The sequence below is a fragment of the Nocardia terrae genome (assembly GCF_009760405.1).
Lineage (GTDB): Bacteria > Actinomycetota > Actinomycetes > Mycobacteriales > Mycobacteriaceae > Nocardia > Nocardia terrae.
Genome location: NZ_WRPP01000013.1, coordinates 68,345 through 88,897, shown reverse-complemented (window position 1 = coordinate 88,897; position 20,553 = coordinate 68,345). Strand labels below are relative to the sequence as shown.

The following is a 20,553-nucleotide window of genomic DNA, read 5'->3' as shown; positions in this document are numbered from 1 at the left end:
TCGGTGGGTCGTGGCATCATTCGGGCACGATGAAACTGACCAAAGGTGGGTTTACGCGGGTTCCGACATCGCTTCTGACGGTGGTGCTTTCGTGGCGGGCGGGGCCGCCGGTGCGGGGGCAGGCCGTGCTGGTGGGGGCGAGCGGGCGCGCGCGCTCGGATCGGGACTTCGTGTGGTTCGACGCGCCCCGGCACGTGTCGCAGGCGGTGACGGTGGATCGGGAGGCCGAACCCGGGACGGCGCGGTTGTCGGTATCGCTGCCGCGCACGGGGTCCGAGGTGGCGGGGATCGTGGTCATCGGGTCGGTGGCGGGGCGGTTCTCCGATGTCTCGGAGCTGCGGTTGACGGTGTTCGATCACGATCATCCGGTCGTCTCGTACGAGGTGGACGTGCCGGAGGCGGTGCCCGCCATGGTGTTGGGCGAGTTCACGCGGAGCGAGGACGATCCGCGGCACTGGGAGTTCCGGGCGCTGGGTGACGGCGGTGTCAGCCTGGCGGGGCTGGTTCGCGAATTCGGGGTGCGGCTGGATCCGGCGCGCACGCCGGAGCCGGAGCCGCGCCGCACTCCCCCGCCCGCGGATTCCGAACGCGCGGACTGGCATCCGGACCCGCGCGACCCGGCGCGGCTGCGCTGGTGGGACGGCGCCGCCTGGACCGCGGCGGCACGCCCTGTGCCGCCGCGGGATTCCCGGCACTGCCCGCGCTGCGGCGAGCCCCGCCGCCGCCGGCTCTTCGGCGCCGCGCACCTGTGCCGCGAATGTGCCGCCGAGACAGCCGAATACCTGGCCGACTGGCGTCCCCGCGCCGAACGCACGCTGCGCCGTCTCGGCGCGTACGAGGACTGGGACGCGCTCTGGGCCGCCCTGCGCTATCAGCGCATCGATCGTGCCGCCGCCGTGGAGCTGCTGCGCGCCCCGGCCCATGAGCAGCTGGAACGCCTGGTGGCCTTCGCTTTCGCCGACGGCGTGGTCGAGCAGGCGGTGCTGGAGGAGTTCGAGGACGCGGTCGACGAGCTGTCGCTGTCCGGCCCGCTCATCGAGGATCTGCGCCGCCGCCTGCACCGCGGCCGCCTGCTCACCCGGCTGCGCTCCGGCGAGCTGCCGCTCGCCCGGACCACGGGCCTGCACCTGGACCCCGATGAACGCGTGCACCTCGATGTCGCCGCCGCGCACATCCGCCAACTGGCGCGCGGACCCAAGCGCACCGAGGGGCGCCTCATCGTCAGCAGCCGTAAGCTGCGCTTCACCGGATCCGACGCGGGCACCGAAATACCCTGGGCCCGAGTGGTTTCGGTGACGTCGGCGGACGGCCTGGTCGAGGTGTCGGCCACCTCGTCACGGGGCGGCGCGATCCTCGAGGTCGCCGATCCCGACTATGTTGCCGCCGCGATGGAGGGCGCGCTCCGCATCGCCAAACGCCTGGCCCTCACCCCGGGCCGCCGCGACACCCGCACCATCCCCCCGGACGTCAAGGCCGTTGTCTGGCAGCGCGACGGCGGCAAGTGCGTCGAATGCGGCGAGGGCCACTACCTCGAATTCGACCACATCATCCCGATCAGCATCGGCGGTGCGACCAGCCCCGCCAACCTGCAGATCCTCTGCCGCGCCTGCAACCGCACCAAGGGCGCGCATCTCTGAACCTCGTTGGGACACCGACGATGCGGGAATCCGATCGACGGCAGCCGGGGCGGCCGCATCCAACCGCACCGACGCGCGACGTGAGCCCGAATGTGGGTAATCAGACGGCATGCGATGAATCATGTTGAGCGGCACACGTTGTGGTTCTAGCGTCCGAGATGAGCACGTCGGCTGAGGGGATTCGATATGCAGGTAGCGGTTGTGGGCGGCACCGGGACTCTGGGCCTGCCGGTGGTGCGGGATCTGGTCGCCCGGGGACACGCGGTGCGGGTGTTGAGCCGGTCCGCACCCGCCGATCCGGTGCCGGGTACCGAGCATCGTTCGGTTGACCTGTCGACCGGCGCGGGTTTGGACGCGGCACTCGAGGGTGTCTACGCGGTGGTCGACGCCGCCGGCCACCGGGGTCTGCGCAGCGCACCGGTCATGGTGGAGGGCGTGCGGACGCTGCTGGCCGCCGAACAGCGCGCCAAGGTGAGCCACCACGTGGAGATCTCGATCGTCGGCTGCGAGCAGGTGCCGTTCAGCTACTACCGCACCAAGGTGGCGCAGGAGCGGGTGGTCACCCAGGGCCCGATCCCGTGGACCCTGTTGCGAGCCACCCAGTTCCACGAGCTCATCGACGAGATTCTCGGTGCGAGCGCAAAGCTGCGCCTGGCCCCACGCGCTTCGATGCGGTTCCAGCCCGTCGACGTGGTCGCCGTCGCGGGCCGCCTGGCCGACGCGGTCGAGGCAGGCCCCTCCGGCCGAGTCCGCGACGTCGGCGGCCCGGTCGTGCAGACCCTGAGCGACCTGGCCGATATCCGACGCCACACACTCGCCCAGACGCTGATCCCCTTACCGGTGCCACCGATCGGCCGAGCCGTCCGACGAGTGCGCGACGCTGCGCTGTGCCTCGACTCCGCTGGCGAGGCCGTGTCGTTCGACTATGCCGAGTGGCTGCGCCGGCGCTACCCGAAGCCGGTGAGCTGACCTGTATTCATCCTCGCCCCACGGGTGATCGGCCGGTATCGGGAACATCCCCGAGGTAGACCCGGATCCTCAACGCCTGACCCGTAATACGGTCGGCTCGGCGCAGAACTGGGTGGTGGCATCGTCGAGGGTGAGGCCGGTGCGGGCGAGGCCGCCGGTGTCGGTGACCGTGCATCGACTGCCGCCGATGTGTCCGGTGCCGTCGTCGAGGAAGTGGACTTCGGCGGTGACCAGGGGTTGGAGGGTGTCGGCGTCGAAGGTCCAGAATTCGATCTTCCAGAGTTCGTAGCCGTCGTGGGCGGTGACGACGACGTAGCCGGTCGCGGTGGTGTCGAGGACGATGCCCGCGAGTTCGCCCGCGCGGTGGAACGGCACGGCGTCGGCGGTGGCGCGGTAGACGATGTAGCGGGTGTTGGCGTCGGCGGTCATGATCGGGATGATCAGCTCGTCGCGGCCGTCGTTGTCGAGGTCGCGCAGGCGCGGTGCGGTGGTGCCGACGTCGCGTTCGGTGAGGGTCTGGACGGTCGTGCCGGTCGGCGCGAGCACGGTGACGCCGACCGAGGCGCGTTGCCCGCTGCCGGTGTGCCGCACTTCGAAAGTCAGTCCGGCCGAGTCGCGGGATTGCAGATAGCAGTCGGGAGGCGTTGCGGCGGAGGCGATATCGCCGCACGGCGGCAGATCGGAGACGGGCGGGGCCGGGGTCGTCGAGGCCGGGCCGACAGGGCGCGGGGCGGGATTACCGGCCAAGGGCGCGGTCCCCGGATGCTGCGCGCAGGCAGCCGCGGCCAGCGCCACGGCGGCCAGCACACCGGTCGCGAGTTTCCTCCCCATGCCAGCGAGGATAGCGACGAATCACCCAGCTAACCCCCCGTGATCCGGACGGGGAAACATATATCGGACATCATGTGCACACCTGCGCACGTATTGTCGTATAGTGGCCGAGTGCTCGAAGTGCTCCGCCACCCCCAGTTCCGCAAGCTGTTCACCGCCCAGGTGGTCGCCCTGGTCGGCACCGGATTGCTCACCGTCGCCCTCGGCCTGCTCGCCTACGAGATCGCCGGCGGACAGGCGGGCGCGGTGCTCGGCACCGCGCTGGCCATCAAGATGGTGGCGTATGTCGCTGTCGCACCGGTGATCTCGGCCCTCACCCTGCGCCTGCCGCGACGGCTGGTACTGGTGTCGGCCGACGCGGTGCGCGCGCTGATCGCGCTCATGCTGCCGTTCGTCCACCACACCTGGCAGATCTACGTGCTGATCGCGCTGCTGCAGTCGGCCTCGGCCACCTTCACCCCCGCGTTCCAGTCACTGATCCCGTCGGTGCTGGTCGACGAGGAGGACTACACCCGCGGACTCTCGCTGTCACGGCTGGCCTACGACCTGGAGTCGCTGCTGAGCCCGATGCTCGCGGCGGCACTGCTCACGGTGATCAGCTACCACTCGCTGTTCGTCGGCACCGCCGCCGGATTCGTGGCCTCGGCGCTGCTGGTGGTGACCACCCGGCTACCTCGCCTCGCCCCGCCGCAGCGTTCGGCCCCGCTGCTCGAGCGCATCACCGAGGGCGCGCGCATCATGCTGGACCGCCCGGTGCTGCGCGGGCTGCTGGCCATGAACATGGTGGTGGCCGCGGCCACCGCGCTGGTGATCGTGAATACCGTTGTCTACGTGCGGGATCAGCTCGGCGGCTCGAACACCGGGGTGGCGCTGGCGCTGGGCTGTTTCGGTTTCGGGTCCATGGCGGTGGCGCTGTCGGCCCCGCGCCTGCTGCGGTCGGTACCCGATCGCCGGTTCATGATGACCGGCTGCGTGCTGCTGCCCCTGGGCCTGGTCGCCGCGTCCCTGCCGACGCTGCTCCCCCGCTCCGCGGGCGCGGTGCTGCTGGCGCTGACCTGGGTGCTGCTCGGCGCGGGCACCTCGCTGATCAACACCCCGTCCGCGCGCCTGCTGCGCGCCCAGTCCGAACCCGATACGCGCACGGCCGTTTTCACCGCGCAGTTCTCGCTCTCGCACGCGTGCTTCCTGATCACCTACCCGATCGCGGGCAAACTGGGTGCGCTGGCGGGCCTGCCGACCACGGCGATCGTGCTGGCCGCCCTCGCTACACTGGCAGCTACGATCGCGGCCCGCGCGTGGCCCGCATCCGCTCCGGCGGGCATCGAGGCGGTGACAGCGGCAGGAAGGTGACCGAGAGTGACCAAGGCGGAATCGGTATCGTCGCACCCCAGTCTCGCCCACCCGGTCGATCCGGATCAGGCCCGGCTGGACGCGGCGACCGCCACCTTCCGCATGCTCTCGGATCCGACTCGGCTGCACATTCTCTGGATCCTCGCCGAGGGTGAGGCCGACGTCACCGCGTTGACCGAAGCCTGCGGCGCGTCTCGCACGGCCGTCAGCCAGCACCTGGCCAAGCTCCGTTTCACCGGACTGGTCGACACCCGCCGCGACGGCCGCCGCATCATCTACCGGATTCGCGACGGCCACCTGGCGCGGCTGGTCCGCGAGGGCCTGAACCACGCCGACCACATCGTGACGGGCGAACCCGCGCACGAGTAACCGCCGGGACTGCCCTCCTGGTCAGTGGGACCTGCTATCGCCGCGTGCCCGCATTCGCCTTGACGATATGCCTATTCGAAATATCGCAAGACGAATACTGAGAGGTCGCGCATGCATCCCGAGCAGGGCAGCCCATTCGATGTGATCATCATCGGCGCCGGATTCGCCGGACTGTACGGCGTCCATCAGGCGGCGCGGGCCGGACTGAACGTGCTCGGCCTGGAGGCCGGCGCGGGCGTCGGCGGCACCTGGTACTGGAACAAGTACCCGGGCGCGCGCTGCGATGTGGAGAGCGTCGACTACTCCTACTCCTTCGACGAGGAACTGCAGCAGAGCTGGACCTGGACCGAGCGTTTCGCCGCGCAGCCGGAGATTCTCGCCTACATCCGTCATGTGGCCGAGCGCTTCGATCTCGAGCGGCACTACCGCTTCGGGCAGCGCGTGACCGCGGCGCGCTTCGACGAGGCGGCCGCGCAATGGACGCTGCGCACCGAGCGCGGCGACGAATTCCGTTCGCAGTTCGTGGTTTTCGCCACCGGCTGCCTGTCCACGCCGATCAAGCCGAACATCCCCGGCATCGAGACCTTCGCGGGCGAGGAACTCTTCACCGCGCAGTGGCCCGAACAGGGCGTCTCGTTCGAGGGCAAGCGGGTCGGCGTCATCGGCACCGGCTCCTCGGGGATCCAGGTCTCGCCGGTCATCGCGCGAGAAGCCGAGGCGCTCACCGTGTTCCAGCGGTCGGCCAATTTCAGTGTGCCGGTGCCCAACCGCCCCTGGACCGACGACGAACAGAGCGAGATCCGCGCCACCTACCGGCAGCGGCGCGAGAACTCCTACTACGCACCGGCCGCCACACCGCACCGCTCGCTCGAGATCAAGGCCCTGGACCTCACCGCCGAACAGCGCGAGCAGGCCATGGAAGACCGCTGGAACGGCGGCGGCGTGCTGTTCAACAAGGTCTTCCCCGACCAGAACAGCGATCTGGCCGCCAATGAGCTGGTGCGCGAGTTCGCCGTCGCCAAGATCCGCGCCAAGGTCGACGACCAGTCGGTCGCCGACGACCTCATCCCGTACGATCACCCGATCGGCACCAAGCGCATCTGCACCGACTCCGGGTACTACGAGATGTTCAACCGCCCCAATGTGGAGCTGGTGAACCTGCGCCGCGAACCCATCGCGGAAGTCACCCCGACCGGCATCCGTACCGCCGAGAAGTTCATCGAGCTCGACACCCTCGTCTACGCAACGGGTTTCGACGCCATGACCGGCACCCTGCTGCGCATCGACCTGCACGGCGCGAACGACGCCCGCCTCGGCGACGTCTGGGCCGACGGCCCGGTCACCTACCTGGGCTTCGGCATTCCGGGCTTCCCGAACATGTTCAGCATCAACAGCGTCGGCACGCCGTCGGTGATGGCCAATATGGTGCTGCACTCCGAGCAGCAGCTCGACTGGGTGCTCGCGCTGGTGGAACACTGCCGCGCCAACGGGATTCGCACCGTCGAGACGCGTGAGGAGGCGGCGGTCAAGTGGACCGACCACCTGCTCGAGGTCGCCGAGGGCACCCTGTTCGTGAAGGCCGACTCCTGGTACATGGGCGCGAACATCGAAGGCAAGAAGCGCGTATTCATGCCCTACATCGGCGGTTTCGGCAATTACCGCCGGTACTGCGACGAGGAGCGCGAGAACGGCTACCCGAACTTCGAGCTGACCGCGTAGACCCCGGAGAACGAACGAAACCGGCTCGCTTCCCCTGGAGGCGTGCCGGTTTCGCTGTTACCGATCAGGCGGGTAGGCCCAGACCGGCAGCCAGAACGGGCCACGACTGCTTCAGCGCGTCCTGCCAGTAGCCCCACGAGTGGGTGCCGGTGGGCGTGAAGTCGTAGGTGGCCGGGATGCCGAGGCCGTCGAGCTTGGTCTTGAGGTTGTGCGTGCAGTAGTTGGTGGCGGCCTCGAGCGTGCCGCCGACGGTCATCTGGTTGACCCAGCCTCCGGTGCCGGGCAACGTGTGCGGGCCGTCGAGGGTGTCCCACTGGCCCGGCAGGCCGGAACCGCTGGAGATGAACAGATTCAGGCCGCGCAGCTGGTCGGCGTGGACGTAGGGATCGTTGGCGGCCCACATGGGATCGCCCTGCGGTCCGTACATGTTCTTGCTGTCGCCGCCGCCCGCGGCCACCACGGTATTGACGAAGTTGTAGCCGATCGGATCACTGATCTGCGCGCAGCCGCTGTAGGCGGCCACCGACTGATACAGGCCGGGCGCGGCGATCGGCAGCTGCAGCACCGAGGTTCCGGCCATGGACAGGCCAGCGATCGCGTTGCGGCCGTTGGTGTTCAGCGCCTTGTCGATCAGCGGCGGCAGCTCCTCGGTGAGGAAGGTCTTCCACTTGTTCACGCCCAGCGTGGGATCCGGTGCCCGCCAATCGGTGTAGTAGCTGAAGCCGCCGCCGACCGGCTGCACCACATTGACGTTCTTGTCCGCCAGGAAGTTCAGGACATCGGTCTGCTTCTGCCAGGTAGCGGAGTCGGTGCCGCCGCCCGCGCCATTGAGCAGGTACAGCACCGGGGTGGGCTGCGAGACGTCGGCGGCGCGCTGCACATCGACGCGAATGTTCTTGTCCATGGCGGCCGAATAGACCTGCAGGGTGATATTGCGCCCGTCGGTCGCCGTGCTGGAGGCGATCTTGGAGCCGTCGGCGGAGGTGCCCGCGTAGTTCAGCGAAGTGCTCGCATCGGCCGAGGCGGTGCCCGCGGCGATGGGTAGCAGAACGGTTGCCGTCAACGCCAACACCACGCTGCCCCAGATCTTCGTCGAACGCACGCATTTCTCCTTCGGGCAGGTTGTTTCCACTCAGAACGAATCAGCCCTTCACCTTGCCGTCGGGCGATAAGCAATTGCTGGCCTGAAGCTGAGGTCGTCCTGAGAGGGGTGTTTCAGCGCCGGTCAGGGCATGGAAAAGACCCGGGTGACCTGACTCACGACGCTGCTCGGCAAGCCGGTTCGACCGCTGTCGGCGGCTGTCGGCGCACTGTCGGCGGGCTGTCAGCGCGGGTCGGCATCGTCATGGGCAACGAAGCAAACCCGCTCGAAAGGCCATCCCATGAACACCGTGACCACCACAGACGCCGCGCTCACCGAATTCGTCGCAGCCACCGCCGCGAAGTACGGCATGCCCGGCGTTGCCGTCGGCATCTGGGTCGACGGCCGTGAGATCCACGCCAACCACGGCGTGACCAGCACCGAGAACCCGGTCCCGATCACCGAGCACACCCTGTTCGCCATCGGATCGACCAGCAAGACCTTCACCACCACCGCGCTCCTGCGGCTGGTCGACGAGGGGAAGGTCGATCTGGACGCGCCGGTCCGGACCTATGTGCCCGAGCTGAAGCTGGCCGACGAGCAGCACGCCGCCGCCATCACCGTGAAGCAGCTGCTCAACCACACCGCCGGTCTGGAGTGGAACATCATCAACAACACCGGCGAGGGTGACGACGGGCTGGCCGCCTTCGTCGCCACGCTCTCGGAACTGCCGCTGATCGGCGCGCCCGGCGAGCGCCCGTCCTACAGCCAGGCCGGATTCAACCTGCTCGGCCGGGTCATCGAGAACGTGACCGGTGAACCGTTCGAAAAGGTGGTGGCGGAAACGGTTTTCGCCCCGATCGGACTGCGCGAGAGCTTCTACTTCCGCGATGACGTCATGACCCGACGCTTCGCCGCCGGGCACGAGCGCCAAGCCGACGGGGAGCTCGAAGTGTCGCGGTCCTGGAAGGGCAGCCGCGCCAACAACCCCGGCGGCGGGCTCGGTTCCACGGTCTCGGATCTGTTGCGCTGGGGCCGATTCCACCTCGGTGACGGCCGCGGCGAGCAGGGCGGGACGGTACTCTCGGCCGAACTGCTGGACCGCATGAAGCAGCCGACCGTCGCACTGCGGGCGAGCACCCTGGCCGACGCCTTCGGCCTGTGCTGGATGCTGCGCGACGTGGACGGCGTCCGCACCGTGGGCCACGACGGCTCCGGCTTCGGCCAGTTCGCCAATTTCCAGCTGGTTCCCGAGCGGAACTTCGCGGTGGTGGTGCTCTCCAATGCCAGCCCCGACGGCATCCCCGCCAACCAGGCCATCATCCGCTGGGCGCTCGAACACTACCTCGGCGTCGTCGACGCCGACCCCGAACCGGTCCTCTTCGACGCGGACCGCGCCCCGGAACTGTTCGGCGTCTACGACATCGACGCCATGACCATGACCTGCTACGCCGAGGGCACCCAGCTCTACCTCGAATGCAAGGTCAAGCCGGAGATCCGCGCCGCCGCCCCCGACGCCGAAATCCCCCAGGACCACCCGCCGTTCCCCTTCGGCCTGCTCCCCGGCGACGGCGACGAATACGTCATCACCGCGGGCTCCTTCACCGGCCAGCGCGGCTTCTTCAGCCGCGACTCCGAAGGCACCATCACCGGCATCGACCTCGCCGGCCGCCTCTTCACCCGAATCTCCTGACCCCCACAACCGTCTGACCCGTCCTCGGCCGGAATCCCCTCCTCCACAGTGGATTCCGGCTGATCGCGTGTCTACTCCTGCCCGGCCTCGGCCACATCCCGGTACGGAACGGCACGACCACCCGGCAGCCGGGGTGGTGAGTTCGGGGCCGGAAGGCGCGGCGGGTCGCCTCGTGGGATGGTCGGTCCGGGCTTCGGGGTGTGCCCCTCAGCGGTTGGGCGGGTTCTGGCTGAGTCTCAGCGGGCCGCCTCCCGCGCGAGCAGGTCGAGGGTCTCCGAGCGGGGCAGCTCGCTGCCGCGGCGGTACGCGTCGCGGAACTCGCTGTCGCCCAGCTGAGTTGTCAGTTCCGCGATCAGGGCGGAGAGTTCGGATTCGCCGTGGTCGAAGGTGCCGCGGAGGGATTCGGTCAGGCCGAGGGCGGTGGCGGAGGCGTGGGGGTTGCCCTCCAGGAGGTGGAGTTTCGCGAGGAGTTCGGCGGTGAGGGCTTGGGATTGGGCTACCGAGGCGGAATCGCCGTAGACGAAAGAGCCTTCGATCACGCGGGGCAGGAGGGCTCGGGCCGGTTCGGGGGTGCCGCCGGTGAGGTGGTTGCGGAGGCGGGCTGTCGCTATGCGGTGGGCGGCCATGGCTTCGGGGTAGGGCAGGCGGCGGACGCGGTGTTCGAGGTGGTCGAGGTCTCGGAAGGACTGGGCGAGATCGCCTGAGCGGCGGTGCAGTTCGGCGGTCGAGAACAGGATGACGGTCGACAGGCGGGAGAAGCCGTGATCGGCTGCCAGGCGGCGGGCGGCCTCGATATCGCGTTCGGCTTCGGCCAGATCGCCGCCGCGCATGCGCTCCTCGGCGAGGGCGGTGCGGGCGGCGAGGATGTCGTCCTCGGTGTCGAGTTCGGAGGCGAGGGTGACGGCGCGCCCGAAGGCGGCGAGGGCCCGGTCGTGCTCGCCGCGCAAAGAGTGGTCGCGGCCGATGGCGAGCAGCGTCATGCCCAGGCCCCAGCGGTCGCCGACGGTTTCGAAGCCGCGCAGGGCTTCTCGCCGAGCCTCGGCTCCCTCCGGCAATCGGCCCTGACCGGTCAGCGCGATGTCGTGGGCGAGGTGCGCGCTGGCCCGCACCCACGGGTCCGACCAGGTCATGGCCCGCTCGAGCTGCCGTTCGGCCAGCTTGTCGTCGTCGGCGCGGCCCGCCATCAGCGCGGCCCAGAGCGGCATGGCCGGGTGGTATTCCAATCCACCGGCCCGCACGCAGTCCTCGATCAGCGCCGACAGCGAAGTGCCGGCCGGCGGGGCCCCGGCCATCAACGCGATCACCCCGAAGGCCGCCCGGGCTTGATCGGACAGCCGGTCCCCCAGCTGTTGCACCGCGGTGAGCGAGCTCTCGAACTGGGTGCTCATCCCGCGAATTCCCCAGTACCAGAACAGCGCCCGCACCAAGCGGGCCGCGACCATCGGATCGCCGCCCGACGCCGCGCCGGAGGTGTCACCGAGGGCAATGCGTAGCGCGGCGGCCATATTGGCGTGATCGGCGTCGAAAACCGCTATGGCGTCGAGCTGTTCGGCGGCACGTAGTTGGGATTCGTGGTGTTCGGCGAGACCGAGGTAGTAGTCGGTGAAGCGGGTGCCGAGATCATCTCCCGAGCGGGCGAGTTGGTCGGCGGCGTAGGCGCGGATGGTCTCGAGCATCCGGTAACGCGGTGCGTCGTCCGAAGTGACGGTGACGAGCGACTTTTCGACCAGGGCGTCGAGGAGATAGAGGATGTCGTCGGCGGGGAGGTCCGCGTCGGCGCAGACGGCTTCGAGCGCCTCGACGCTCGCACCGCCTGGGAACGCGGAAAACCGTCGGGCCAGCCGTTTTTCGGAGTCTTCGAGCAGGTCCCAGCTCCATTCCACCAGCGCGAGCAGGGTGCGCTGGCGGGGCAGCGCGGTGCGGCTGCCGGAGGTCAGCAGGCGGAAGCGGTCGCCCAGGCGGCGGGCGATCTGATCGATGCTCATGGCGCGCAGTTTGGCGGCGGCCAGTTCCAGAGCCAGTGGGAGACCGTCGAGTTGACGGCAGATCTCCACGACCGGGCCGACGGTGGCGTCATCGATCGCGAAGCCCGGGCGGATGGCCGCGGCGCGGTCGGCGAACAACCGGACCGCCGGGGAGCGCTGGGCCACAGCGGGATCGGTCGTCTCGACCGGCGGTTCCAGCGGGCCGAGATGGCAGAGTGTCTCGCCGGTGATGGCCAGCGGTTCACGGCTGGTGGCCAGGACACGCAGCTGCGGCAGCCGGTCCAGGACGTGCTCGGCGAGTTCGGCGGCGGCCGCGATGACGTGCTCGCAGTTGTCCAGCACCAGCACGGCCGGGCCGACGTCGAGCAGCTCGATCAGCCGGGCAGTCTTGTCGGGCCGGTCGGCGGTATCGCTGTCGAGTGCGCCCGCCACGGCGTCGGCGAGCTGGTCGGGAGCACCCAGTTCGGCCAGCGGCACGAAGAACACCGCACCGGTGGTGTGGCGGTCCATGGCCTCGAGTGCGAGCCGCGTCTTGCCCGCGCCGCCGGGGCCGACAATCGTGACCAGCCGCGAATCGTCCAGCAGCCCGGCCAGTTCGGTCAATTCCGTGTCGCGGCCGATGAAACCGGTCAGGCGGACCGGCAGCGCGCGAGTCACGGCTTCCCTGCGGGGAGCGGGGATCTCGAGCTCACCCCGAAGCAGGGCCAGGTGGGTGTCGCGCAGGGTGGCGGACGGGTCGATGCCGAGTTCCTCGTCCAGCCGCGCCCGCATGTCCTCGTACACGGCCAGCGCGTCGGACTGCCGCCCGGCCGCGGCCAGTGCCCGCATGCGCAGGGCGGCCAGTCGCTCGCTCAGCGGATTCTCCGCGGCCGCGCCGTCGAGCTCGGTCAGCACGTCGGCGAAGCGGCCCGATCGGAGTTCGGCCTCGAACCGATCCTCGATCGCCGACGCCCGCAGATCGTCCAGCCGGGTCGCACTCGCCTGCGCGAACGGCGCGTCCAGCACATCCCCGAGCGCGGGTCCCCGCCACAATCCGAGCGCCTCGCCCAGGATCCGCGCGGCGGCCTCCGCACGCCCGGCGGCCAGCTCCCCGCGCCCCTGCCGCACCAGCTCCTCGAACCGGTCGGCATCCACGGTGATCCCCGGCAGCCGGTAACCGCCGGTCCCGAACTCGACCGTGCCCACCCCGCGCACGGCCTTGCGCAGCCGCGACACCAGCGCCTGCAGCGCGCCCGCGGCGTCGGCGGGCGGTTCCGCACCCCACAGCCCGTCGATCAGCGCAGTGACCGGCACGTCCCGCCCGGACTCCAACGCCAGCCGAGCCAGCAGCATCCGCACCCGGAATCCCGGGATCTCCACGGGCGTCCCGTCCTCCGCATGGACCCGAACCGGCCCCAGCACACCAACCTGCACTCGGCGAGTCTTCCAGAAGGCCCGGCCCCCGGCCGCACACCACGGCCCGGGTTCCATTACCTGGGAAGTAATCGACTCCCGGCCGGGCGTCGGGCACAGTCGATCTCATGACCGACACCGAAATCGCCACCGACCCGGTCGGCACGCAGTTGTTCGCCACCATGCCGTTCACCGAGGGACTCGGTGTCGAGGTGCTGGAATGCGGTCCCGAGCTGGTGCGCAGCCGCCTGGCGTGGCGCGAGAACCTGTGCACGCTGGGCGGTTCCATGCACGGCGGCGCGCTCATGTCGCTGGCCGACGGGACGGCCGCGGTCTGCGCCTTCCTGAATCTGCCCGAGGGCGCGCAGGGTACGACCACGGTGGAGTCCAAGACGAACTTCGTGCGCGCCCTGCGCTCGGGTCACGCCACCGCCACGGCCACCCCGTTGCACGCGGGCCGCAAGTTCATCGTGGTGGAGACCGAGATCCGCGACGACGCGGGCAAACTCGTCGCCAAGGTCACCCAGACCCAGGCGGTGTTGTAGCTCAGGCGTAGAGGTCCTCGATGAGGGTCGCGTAGCGGGCGTGGATCGGCTTGCGGCGCGGCTTCATCGTGGGCGTGAGCAGCTCGCTGCCGGGCTGCCAGAAGTCGGGCACGATGCGGAACTTCTTGATCTGCTCCACCCGCGACAGTTTGGCATTGGCGGCGTGCACGGCCGCGCCGATCATGCTCTCCAGCTCCGGGTTCGCGGCCAGCACGACGGGATCGGCGGCCAGCCCGTGCTTTTCGGCGAACCCGGTCACCGCTTCCTGGTCGAGGGCGATGAGGGCGACGTTGTATTTGCGGTTGTCCCCCACCGCGATCGCCTGCGCCACCAGCGGACTGAACGCCTTGACCCAGTTCTCGATGGTGGCCGGCGACATGTTCTTGCCGCCGGCATTGATGATCAGTTCCTTCTTGCGGTCGAGGATCCGCAGGTACCCGTCCAGGTCGAGGCTGCCGATATCGCCGGTGTGCAGCCAGCCGTCGGCGTCGAGGACCTCGGCGGTCTGCTCGGGCCGGCCGAGGTAGCCCTTCATCACGATGGGACCGCGCACCAGCACCTCGCCGTCCTCGGCGATGCGAACCTCCAAGCAGTCCAACGGCTTTCCGACCGTCCCGAGCCGGACCCGGCCGGGCGGGCAGATGGATCCCATGCCGGACACCTCGCTCATGCCCCAGGCGTCGCTGACCTCGATGCCGAATCCGTTGAACCAGCGCAGCAATTCGGGCGAGACCGGGGCCGCGCCGGAGATGGCGATCTTCAGGTCGTCCAGGCCCAGCGCCACGCGCACCTTCGACAGCACGAGCCGATCCGCCACCGCGTGCCGGGCGCGCAAAGCCATCCCGATGTGATCGCCGTCGAGCCTGGCATCGGAGTACCGGCGTCCGACCCGCACCGCCCATTTCGCCAGCGCCGCCTTGGCTCCGGTGGCCTCACCCAGCTTGTCCTCGATCCCGGTGCGCAGCTTCTGCCACACCTGCGGCACCGCGCCGAGCAGGGTCGGGCGGCAATCGGCCAGTCCCGGAGCGAATCCCGCGCGCTCGGCGACCGTGGTGATCGTATTGCCCAGCGCCATGCACAGATACAGCGCCGACCAGCGGTCCGCGATGTGTGCCGAGGGCAGGAAGGACAGCACCCGCTCCTCGTGGGTGGCGTCGGCCAGCCGGATGCTGGCGTCCACCATGGCGACCATATTGGCGTGCGTGATCTGCACACCCTTCGGCGTCCCGGTGGTCCCCGAGGTGTAGATCAGCGTCAACGTGTCGTCGGGCTCGACTGCCCGCCAGGCGGATTCGAAGTCGAAGTCCGGATCGGCGGCCGCGGCCAGCTCGTCCAGGCTCATGCCGCCCTCACCGTCGATGCAGACGATGTAGCGGACTCCCGTGCCGTGGCGGCCCTGTTCGATCGCGGACAGGAACTGTGTCTCGCAGACCACGACGGTCGCCCCGGAATCGCTGAGCAAATGGTTGATCTGCTCGGGCGAGGAGGTGTTGTACAGGGAGAACGGGACCCCGCCCAGATGCGCGACCGCGGTGTCCACGGGATAGAACTCGGGCCGATTGGTCATCATCAGCGCGACCGTCGAGCCGCGTCCGATGCCGAGGGCCGCGAACCCGCCGGCCAGCTCCCGGGCCCGCGCGTCCCATTCCCCGAAGGTCATGGTGATCGCGTCGCCCGCGGTGCGCACCGCGACCGCCTCCGGGTTCCGGGCGGTGGTCGCCTGAAATGCCGCGCACATGGTTGCGGGTACAGCTGTCATGACCTCGGTCGCTCCCTCGTCGGATCGCATCGCAAAGTCAGCTTACTTACGGCAAACCTACGGTTACGTAGGGGTATGCCGCTGTGAGGCCCGAATCACTCACCGGGGTGGCCGGTGAGGATCGGCACCAGATACGTGCGCGCGAATTCGGCCAGCTCCTCCGGGGTTTCGAGCGCGGCCGCGCCGCCCTGCACCAGGATCAGCGAATGCACTACGCGGCAGCCGATCTCGGTGCGCGTCGCCAGATCGGCGGGGGCCTCGAACAGGCCCTTGCGGGCGGCCCGCGCGAGAATGTCGACGGTGGCCGCGACCGACATGGCGAACACGGTCGAGCCTTCGACGGTGAGCTTCACCAGGATTCGCTCCGGTTCGACCGCGAGCAGCCGCTCTACCAGCGGATGCGCCCGCCACCCGGTGATCACCCGGACGAAGATGTCGGCGACCAGTCCGGGCAGATCCTCGTGCCGGTCGGGCATGCCCGCGAGTTCGGCCAGCAGGTTGCCGACCTCCCGGCTCACGACCGCCTGCACCAGGTCGTCGCGCGAGCCGAGCCGGCGGTAGACGGTCACCCGGTCGACCCCGGCCTGCTTGGCGACATCCTCGATGGTCGTCTTCTTGACCCCGAGCTTCTGGAACTGCGCCAGCGCCGCGTCCAGAATCCGCGTCTCGATGGAATCGGCGGCATTCGTGCGGGTCAGCGGGGTTTCGGAGGCGGTGGTCACCGGTCCAACGCTAGCAGCAGTCCACGCCGATGCAACAATCTCGGACATTTTGTGGCTGCAACATTGCCATAAAATTTGTTGCGCTGTACGGTTCGGACATGGCTGACAAAGCTGGCGCAACGCAGCGCCACTACAGCGACGAGGCACACGCCATTTCCGCCCGCGACGTCCGATTCGACTTCGAATCGGTTCCGCTGCACTACATTCCGGGCGAGGTACTGGCGACCCACATCGTCGACGTCATGCACCTGGTCCTACCCGAGGGCGAAAGGGCCATGGCGCAGGCCCTGTCGGAGGCCCTCCCCTACATCGACGACGAGCGACTACGCGAGGAAGTGACCGGCTTCGTCGGCCAGGAGTCCATGCACGCCGCCAGCCACGAGGCCGCACGCCGGCACCTGCGGTCCCTCGGCCTGGATGTCGACTCCTACGTCAAAGGCATTGCCTGGCTGGTCGATCGGATCCTCGGCGATCACGGCCTGACCGGACGGGCCAAGGAACAGTGGCTCAAGGAGCGCCTCGGCCTGTTCGCGGGCATGGAGCACTACACGGCCGTGCTCGGCGAATGGCTGCTCGAGGCCGACATTCTGGAGGACAAGGGCATGCACCCGGCCATGCTGGACCTGGTCCGCTGGCACGGCGCGGAGGAGGTCGAACACCGCAGCGTCGTCTACGACGCGTACATGCACCTGGACGGCGGGTACCTGCGCAAGGCACGCACCGGCGTCCTCGCCAGCGTGACGTTGCTCCCGTTGTTCATCCTCTCCGCGGGCTACCTCTATCGGAAAGATCCCTCACCGGACAAGGGCCGCTTCTGGGGATTGCAGTTCCTGAACGCGACCCGCCGCGGCGTAATCCCCAGCTGGACAGTGTTCTTCACCGAGATCCCCCGCTACCTGCGGCCCGGATTCCATCCCTCCCAGCTGGGCCCGATGGACGTAGCGCTCCGGTACCTCGCCCACTCCCCCGCGGCACGGGCGGCAGCAGAGTGAGCCCGGGGACCGAGCAATCAACGGTGCCGCGCGGGCTGCGAGTGCTGGGCGGCGTGATGGATGCCTACAAGCGGGTGTTCGTGAGCGGGATCGCCGCGCCGGTGCTGTCGCCACCGAATCCGGTGCGACGCAGTGGGTTCGAGCTGGCCACGGTGGTCGAGAAGCTGGAGTGGGCGGCCGCGGATGTACTCGCGGTGACACTGCGAGCGGCCGACGGGCGGGAGTTGCCGAGGTGGCGGCCGGGGGCGCATGTGGATGTGTTTCTGCCGTCGGGGCGGCAGCGGCAGTATTCGCTGTGCGGGGATCCGCTGGACCGGGGCCGGTATCGGATCGCCGTGCGGTTGATTCCGGAGGGTGAGGGCGGGTCGCGGGAGGTGCACGAGGGGCTGTGGGTCGGGGATCGAGTACGGATTCGCGGGCCGCGCAATGCGTTCACGCTGGTGGATGCGCCGTCGTATCTGTTTGTGGCGGGTGGGATCGGGATTACGCCGATCCTGCCGATGGTGAAGGCCGCCGGTGACCGGGGGCGGCTGGTGTACGCGGGACGGTCGCGGGAATCGATGCCGTTCCTGGATGAGTTGCCGGACGCCGATATACGACCCGATGACGAGGTCGGTCCCCCGGATGTCGCGGCGATCATCGCGCGGGCCGAGCCCGGCGCCGCGGTGTATGTGTGCGGCCCGCCCGCCATGCTCGCGGCCGCACAACGCTGCCGGTTCGAGCTGGATCCCACCGGATCCCTGCATACGGAACGCTTTTCGGCGCCACCGGTGGTGGACGGCCGCGCCTTCGACCTCACGCTGGCGCGCACCGGCCGGAGCGTACGGGTCGGTGCCGACGAGACCGCGCTCACCGCCGTGCGCCGCGTGCTCCCGGACGTGAACTACTCGTGCCGCCAAGGCTTCTGCGGCACCTGCAAGGTCGGCGTGCGCGCGGGCGCGGTGGATCACCGGGACCGGCTGCTCACCCACGCCGAGCGGGCCGACCGGATGCTGCTCTGCGTGTCCCGCGCCGCGGGCGACGCGCTCGTGCTCGATCTCTGAAAACGGAAAGATTTCATGTCGATTCAAGCGGAAACAACCGAGCATGTCCGGATCGCCGTTGTCGGGGCCGGATTCGGCGGCATCGGGCTGGCGGTGAAGCTGCGCGAGGCCGGATTCGAGGATCTGGTGATTCTCGAGCGGGCGGAGGATCTGGGCGGGACCTGGCGGGCCAATACGTATCCCGGGTGCGCGTGCGATGTGCCGTCGCAGCTCTACAGCTACTCGTTCGCACCGAATCCGGACTGGTCGCGGACCTATGGGCGGCAGCCGGAGATCCTGGAGTATCTGCGGCGGGTGGCCACGGAACACGATGTGGTGCGCCACATCCGGTTCGGTGCGGAGCTCATGGACGCCCGATGGGACGAGGGCGCGTCGGTCTGGCGGGTCGAGACCAGCACGAGCTCGCTGACCGCCGACATCCTGATCTCGGCGGCCGGGATCTTCGCCGAAGCCAAGTACCCCGAGCTTCCCGGGCTGGACAGGTTCCAGGGCAAGACTTTTCATTCCCTGCACTGGGACCACGACCACGAGCTGACCGGCGAGCGGGTGGCGGTGATCGGGACCGGGGCCTCGGCGGTGCAGTTCGTGCCGGAGATCCAGCCGATGGTCGACCGGCTGCTGCTGTTCCAGCGATCCGCGCCGTGGATCGTGCCCCGGATGGATCGGCGCACCCTCGGCCTGGAACGCCTGCTGCTGCGCCGGATCCCGCTGGCCCAGCGGGCGATACGCGGCGGCTGGTACGCGGCCATCGAGGGCTTCGGCCTGATCTCCCTGGTGGACAAGCGGTTCCGGCATCCCTACGAGGCCCTGGGCAGGCTGCAGCTGATGCGGCAGGTGCGAGATGCCGCACTGCGCAAGACCTTGACGCCCGACTACGTCATCGGCTGCAAGCGCGCCATCTTCTCCGACGCCTACCTGCCCGCCCTCGACCAGCCGAATGTCGAGGTCGTCACCGAGGCCATCGCCGAGATCCGGCCGCATTCGATCGTGCTGTGCGACGGCACCGAGCATCCCGTCGACACGATCATCTACGGCACCGGATTCACCTCCATCCCCTCGGCCTACCACCGTTTCATCGGACGCTACGGCCGTTCCATCGCCGACCTGTATCACGAAGAGCCGCAGAGCTATCTGGGCGCGACCGTCGCCGGATTCCCCAATTTCTTCTGCACGCTGGGCCCGTTCGGCGCGGCCGGGAACCAGTCCGCCATCTACATGATCGAATCCCAGATCGCCTACATCGTGGACGCGCTGAAGACCATGCGCGACTACGAGATCGGCCGCATCGAACTGCGCCCCGAGGTGCAGGGCGCCTTCCTCGACGAGATGGACCGCCGCAGCGCCGACACCGTCTGGCTGACCGGCGGCTGCCAGAGCTACTACACCACCGCCGACGGCCGCAATGCCGGGCTGTACCCCAACTGGAGCTTCGAATACCGCAGGCGCACGCGGCGATTCGATGCCGAGTCCTACGAGATGAGCCGCTGATGTCCACACCGCGTTGCCTGCCGTGCACCAGTCATTTCCGGCCCGCGGGGCGGGTCGCCCTGATCACCGGGGCCGGGCGGGGCATCGGGCGCGAGCTCGCCGGAATCCTGTATCGGCGCGGCGCGTCGGTGGCGGTGGTCGACGTCGACGCCCGCGCCGCCACCTCGGTGGCCGCCGCGCTGGGCGAGCGCGCGCTGCCGGTCATCGCCGACGTCTCCGACCGGGCCGCCATGGCCGAGGCGATTCCCCAGGTGGCCGCCTACTTCGGGCATTTGGACATCGTGGTCGCGAACGCGGGTGTGGTGCCGCGGCCCGCGACGCTGCGGACCATCGCGCCCGCGGACTTCGACCGGGTCCTCGACATCAATCTCACCGGGGTGTTCAACACCGTGCATCCGGCGCTGGACCACATCATCACCGCGCGCGGGCACGTCGCGGTGGTGTCCTCGTGCGCGGCGTTCGCGCCCGGGATGGGCGGTGCGCCGTACATGATCAGCAAGGCGGCGGTCGAACAGCTCGGCCGGGCGCTGCGAGTGGAGCTCGCGCCGCACGGGGCGAGCGCGGGCGTCGCGTATTTCGGGATCGTCGATACCGAGATGACCCACTCCACCCTCGACCGCGACGACCTCGGCCGCCGCATCGAGGCGCTGCTGCCGTGGCCGCTGAGCACCCGCATCACCGCCGAGCGGGCCGCGCGCGAGGTGGCCGACGCGATCGAACGGCGTGCGTCGCAATCGATTTCACCCGGCGCGTGGATTCCGTACTCGCTGCTGCGGGGTGTGATCAACCGGGTGCTCGACTTCGGCCTGGCCCACGATCCCCGGGTGCACGCGCTGCTGCGCGAGGTCGAACGCCGCAGCCTGGAAAAACCCTCCCCATCAGCGTCTATGCCCATGGACACGGGGCGGGTTCAGGCGCATTATTGATCACACATCATCCGGTGCCGTTCGTCGGGGGAACGTCAAAGGAATCCCCGAA

Annotated in this window: 16 protein-coding genes; 11 read left to right on the top strand and 5 right to left on the bottom strand. The window is 69.2% G+C overall.

Annotated elements, in window-relative coordinates; translation table 11 throughout:
* Positions 1-80 precede the first annotated feature (80 nt).
* Both GPX89_RS39940 and GPX89_RS39935 read left to right on the top strand, forming a co-directional pair.
* On the top strand, positions 81-1,637 hold the full coding sequence (locus GPX89_RS39940; RefSeq protein ID WP_328602858.1) for a TerD family protein: 1,557 nt from the start codon (positions 81-83) through the stop codon (positions 1,635-1,637).
* A 186-nt stretch (positions 1,638-1,823) separates the two neighbouring features.
* On the top strand, positions 1,824-2,606 hold the full coding sequence (locus GPX89_RS39935; RefSeq protein WP_157392979.1) for an SDR family oxidoreductase: 783 nt from the start codon (positions 1,824-1,826) through the stop codon (positions 2,604-2,606).
* 69 nt (positions 2,607-2,675) lie between these two features.
* On the opposite strand, the gene GPX89_RS39930 is transcribed toward GPX89_RS39935, so the two are convergent.
* Entirely contained in the window at positions 2,676-3,437 is a 762-nt protein-coding gene (locus GPX89_RS39930) for a hypothetical protein (RefSeq protein ID WP_157392978.1), read from the bottom strand.
* Between the two features lie 111 nt (positions 3,438-3,548).
* On the opposite strand from GPX89_RS39930, the gene GPX89_RS39925 reads away from it, so the two are divergent.
* The 3 genes from GPX89_RS39925 to GPX89_RS39915 all read left to right on the top strand — a co-directional run bounded on the left by GPX89_RS39925 (position 3,549) and on the right by GPX89_RS39915 (position 6,875).
* A complete protein-coding gene (locus GPX89_RS39925) occupies positions 3,549-4,787 on the top strand; it encodes an MFS transporter (protein ID WP_328602857.1) in 1,239 nt (412 codons plus the stop codon).
* Between the two features lie 6 nt (positions 4,788-4,793).
* Positions 4,794-5,156, top strand: a complete 363-nt coding sequence (locus GPX89_RS39920; RefSeq protein WP_328602856.1) for an ArsR/SmtB family transcription factor — start codon at positions 4,794-4,796, stop codon at positions 5,154-5,156.
* Between the two features lie 111 nt (positions 5,157-5,267).
* Complete coding sequence (locus tag GPX89_RS39915) at positions 5,268-6,875, top strand: flavin-containing monooxygenase (protein ID WP_157392976.1); 1,608 nt, start codon at positions 5,268-5,270, stop codon at positions 6,873-6,875.
* 64 nt (positions 6,876-6,939) lie between these two features.
* On the opposite strand, the gene GPX89_RS39910 is transcribed toward GPX89_RS39915, so the two are convergent.
* Positions 6,940-7,977: an alpha/beta hydrolase gene (locus GPX89_RS39910; protein WP_328602855.1), complete on the bottom strand. Its 1,038-nt coding sequence runs from the start codon at positions 7,975-7,977 to the stop codon at positions 6,940-6,942.
* 280 nt (positions 7,978-8,257) lie between these two features.
* Between GPX89_RS39910 and GPX89_RS39905 the strand changes: the two genes are divergently transcribed.
* The gene (locus GPX89_RS39905) at positions 8,258-9,649 is read left to right on the top strand and encodes a serine hydrolase domain-containing protein (RefSeq protein WP_157392975.1); all 1,392 of its coding nucleotides are present in this window, start codon (positions 8,258-8,260) and stop codon (positions 9,647-9,649) included.
* A 236-nt stretch (positions 9,650-9,885) separates the two neighbouring features.
* On the opposite strand, the gene GPX89_RS39900 is transcribed toward GPX89_RS39905, so the two are convergent.
* Complete coding sequence (locus GPX89_RS39900) at positions 9,886-13,047, bottom strand: BTAD domain-containing putative transcriptional regulator (RefSeq protein ID WP_198347808.1); 3,162 nt, start codon at positions 13,045-13,047, stop codon at positions 9,886-9,888.
* A gap of 107 nt (positions 13,048-13,154) precedes the next feature.
* Between GPX89_RS39900 and GPX89_RS39895 the strand changes: the two genes are divergently transcribed.
* Complete coding sequence (locus GPX89_RS39895) at positions 13,155-13,571, top strand: PaaI family thioesterase (RefSeq protein WP_157392973.1); 417 nt, start codon at positions 13,155-13,157, stop codon at positions 13,569-13,571.
* A gap of 1 nt (position 13,572) precedes the next feature.
* On the opposite strand, the gene GPX89_RS39890 is transcribed toward GPX89_RS39895, so the two are convergent.
* Together GPX89_RS39890 and GPX89_RS39885 are read right to left on the bottom strand one after the other, a co-directional pair.
* Positions 13,573-15,330, bottom strand: a complete 1,758-nt coding sequence (locus tag GPX89_RS39890) for an AMP-dependent synthetase/ligase (protein WP_157392972.1) — start codon at positions 15,328-15,330, stop codon at positions 13,573-13,575.
* Between the two features lie 95 nt (positions 15,331-15,425).
* Positions 15,426-16,052 (bottom strand): TetR/AcrR family transcriptional regulator, encoded by a 627-nt coding sequence (locus tag GPX89_RS39885; RefSeq protein WP_328602854.1) that lies wholly within the window; start codon positions 16,050-16,052, stop codon positions 15,426-15,428.
* A gap of 98 nt (positions 16,053-16,150) precedes the next feature.
* Between GPX89_RS39885 and GPX89_RS39880 the strand changes: the two genes are divergently transcribed.
* Genes GPX89_RS39880 through GPX89_RS39865 form a run of 4 tightly spaced genes read left to right on the top strand, consistent with a single transcriptional unit; the run spans position 16,151 to position 20,501 of the window.
* The gene (locus GPX89_RS39880) at positions 16,151-17,044 is read left to right on the top strand and encodes a metal-dependent hydrolase (RefSeq protein ID WP_157392970.1); all 894 of its coding nucleotides are present in this window, start codon (positions 16,151-16,153) and stop codon (positions 17,042-17,044) included.
* 56 nt (positions 17,045-17,100) lie between these two features.
* Positions 17,101-18,087, top strand: coding sequence for a PDR/VanB family oxidoreductase (locus GPX89_RS39875; RefSeq protein WP_157393086.1), 987 nt, complete (start codon positions 17,101-17,103; stop codon positions 18,085-18,087).
* A gap of 15 nt (positions 18,088-18,102) precedes the next feature.
* Positions 18,103-19,575, top strand: a complete 1,473-nt coding sequence (locus GPX89_RS39870) for a flavin-containing monooxygenase (RefSeq protein WP_157392969.1) — start codon at positions 18,103-18,105, stop codon at positions 19,573-19,575.
* Positions 19,575-20,501: a short-chain dehydrogenase/reductase gene (locus GPX89_RS39865; RefSeq protein ID WP_157392968.1), complete on the top strand. Its 927-nt coding sequence runs from the start codon at positions 19,575-19,577 to the stop codon at positions 20,499-20,501. Before GPX89_RS39870 ends, GPX89_RS39865 begins: the two co-directional genes overlap by 1 nt.
* Positions 20,502-20,553 lie beyond the last annotated feature (52 nt).

Bases quoted from the DNA above. Each gene is read 5' to 3' on its own strand.
- GPX89_RS39865 (WP_157392968.1), top strand. From the start codon at position 19,575: ATGTCCACACCGCGTTGCCTGCCGTGCACCAGTCATTTCCGGCCCGCG.
- GPX89_RS39915 (WP_157392976.1), top strand. From the start codon at position 5,268: ATGCATCCCGAGCAGGGCAGCCCATTCGATGTGATCATCATCGGCGCC.
- GPX89_RS39890 (WP_157392972.1), bottom strand. From the start codon at position 15,330: ATGACAGCTGTACCCGCAACCATGTGCGCGGCATTTCAGGCGACCACC.
- GPX89_RS39895 (WP_157392973.1), top strand. From the start codon at position 13,155: ATGACCGACACCGAAATCGCCACCGACCCGGTCGGCACGCAGTTGTTC.
- GPX89_RS39880 (WP_157392970.1), top strand. From the start codon at position 16,151: ATGGCTGACAAAGCTGGCGCAACGCAGCGCCACTACAGCGACGAGGCA.
- GPX89_RS39930 (WP_157392978.1), bottom strand. From the start codon at position 3,437: ATGGGGAGGAAACTCGCGACCGGTGTGCTGGCCGCCGTGGCGCTGGCC.
- GPX89_RS39935 (WP_157392979.1), top strand. From the start codon at position 1,824: ATGCAGGTAGCGGTTGTGGGCGGCACCGGGACTCTGGGCCTGCCGGTG.
- GPX89_RS39905 (WP_157392975.1), top strand. From the start codon at position 8,258: ATGAACACCGTGACCACCACAGACGCCGCGCTCACCGAATTCGTCGCA.
- GPX89_RS39875 (WP_157393086.1), top strand. From the start codon at position 17,101: ATGGATGCCTACAAGCGGGTGTTCGTGAGCGGGATCGCCGCGCCGGTG.
- GPX89_RS39870 (WP_157392969.1), top strand. From the start codon at position 18,103: ATGTCGATTCAAGCGGAAACAACCGAGCATGTCCGGATCGCCGTTGTC.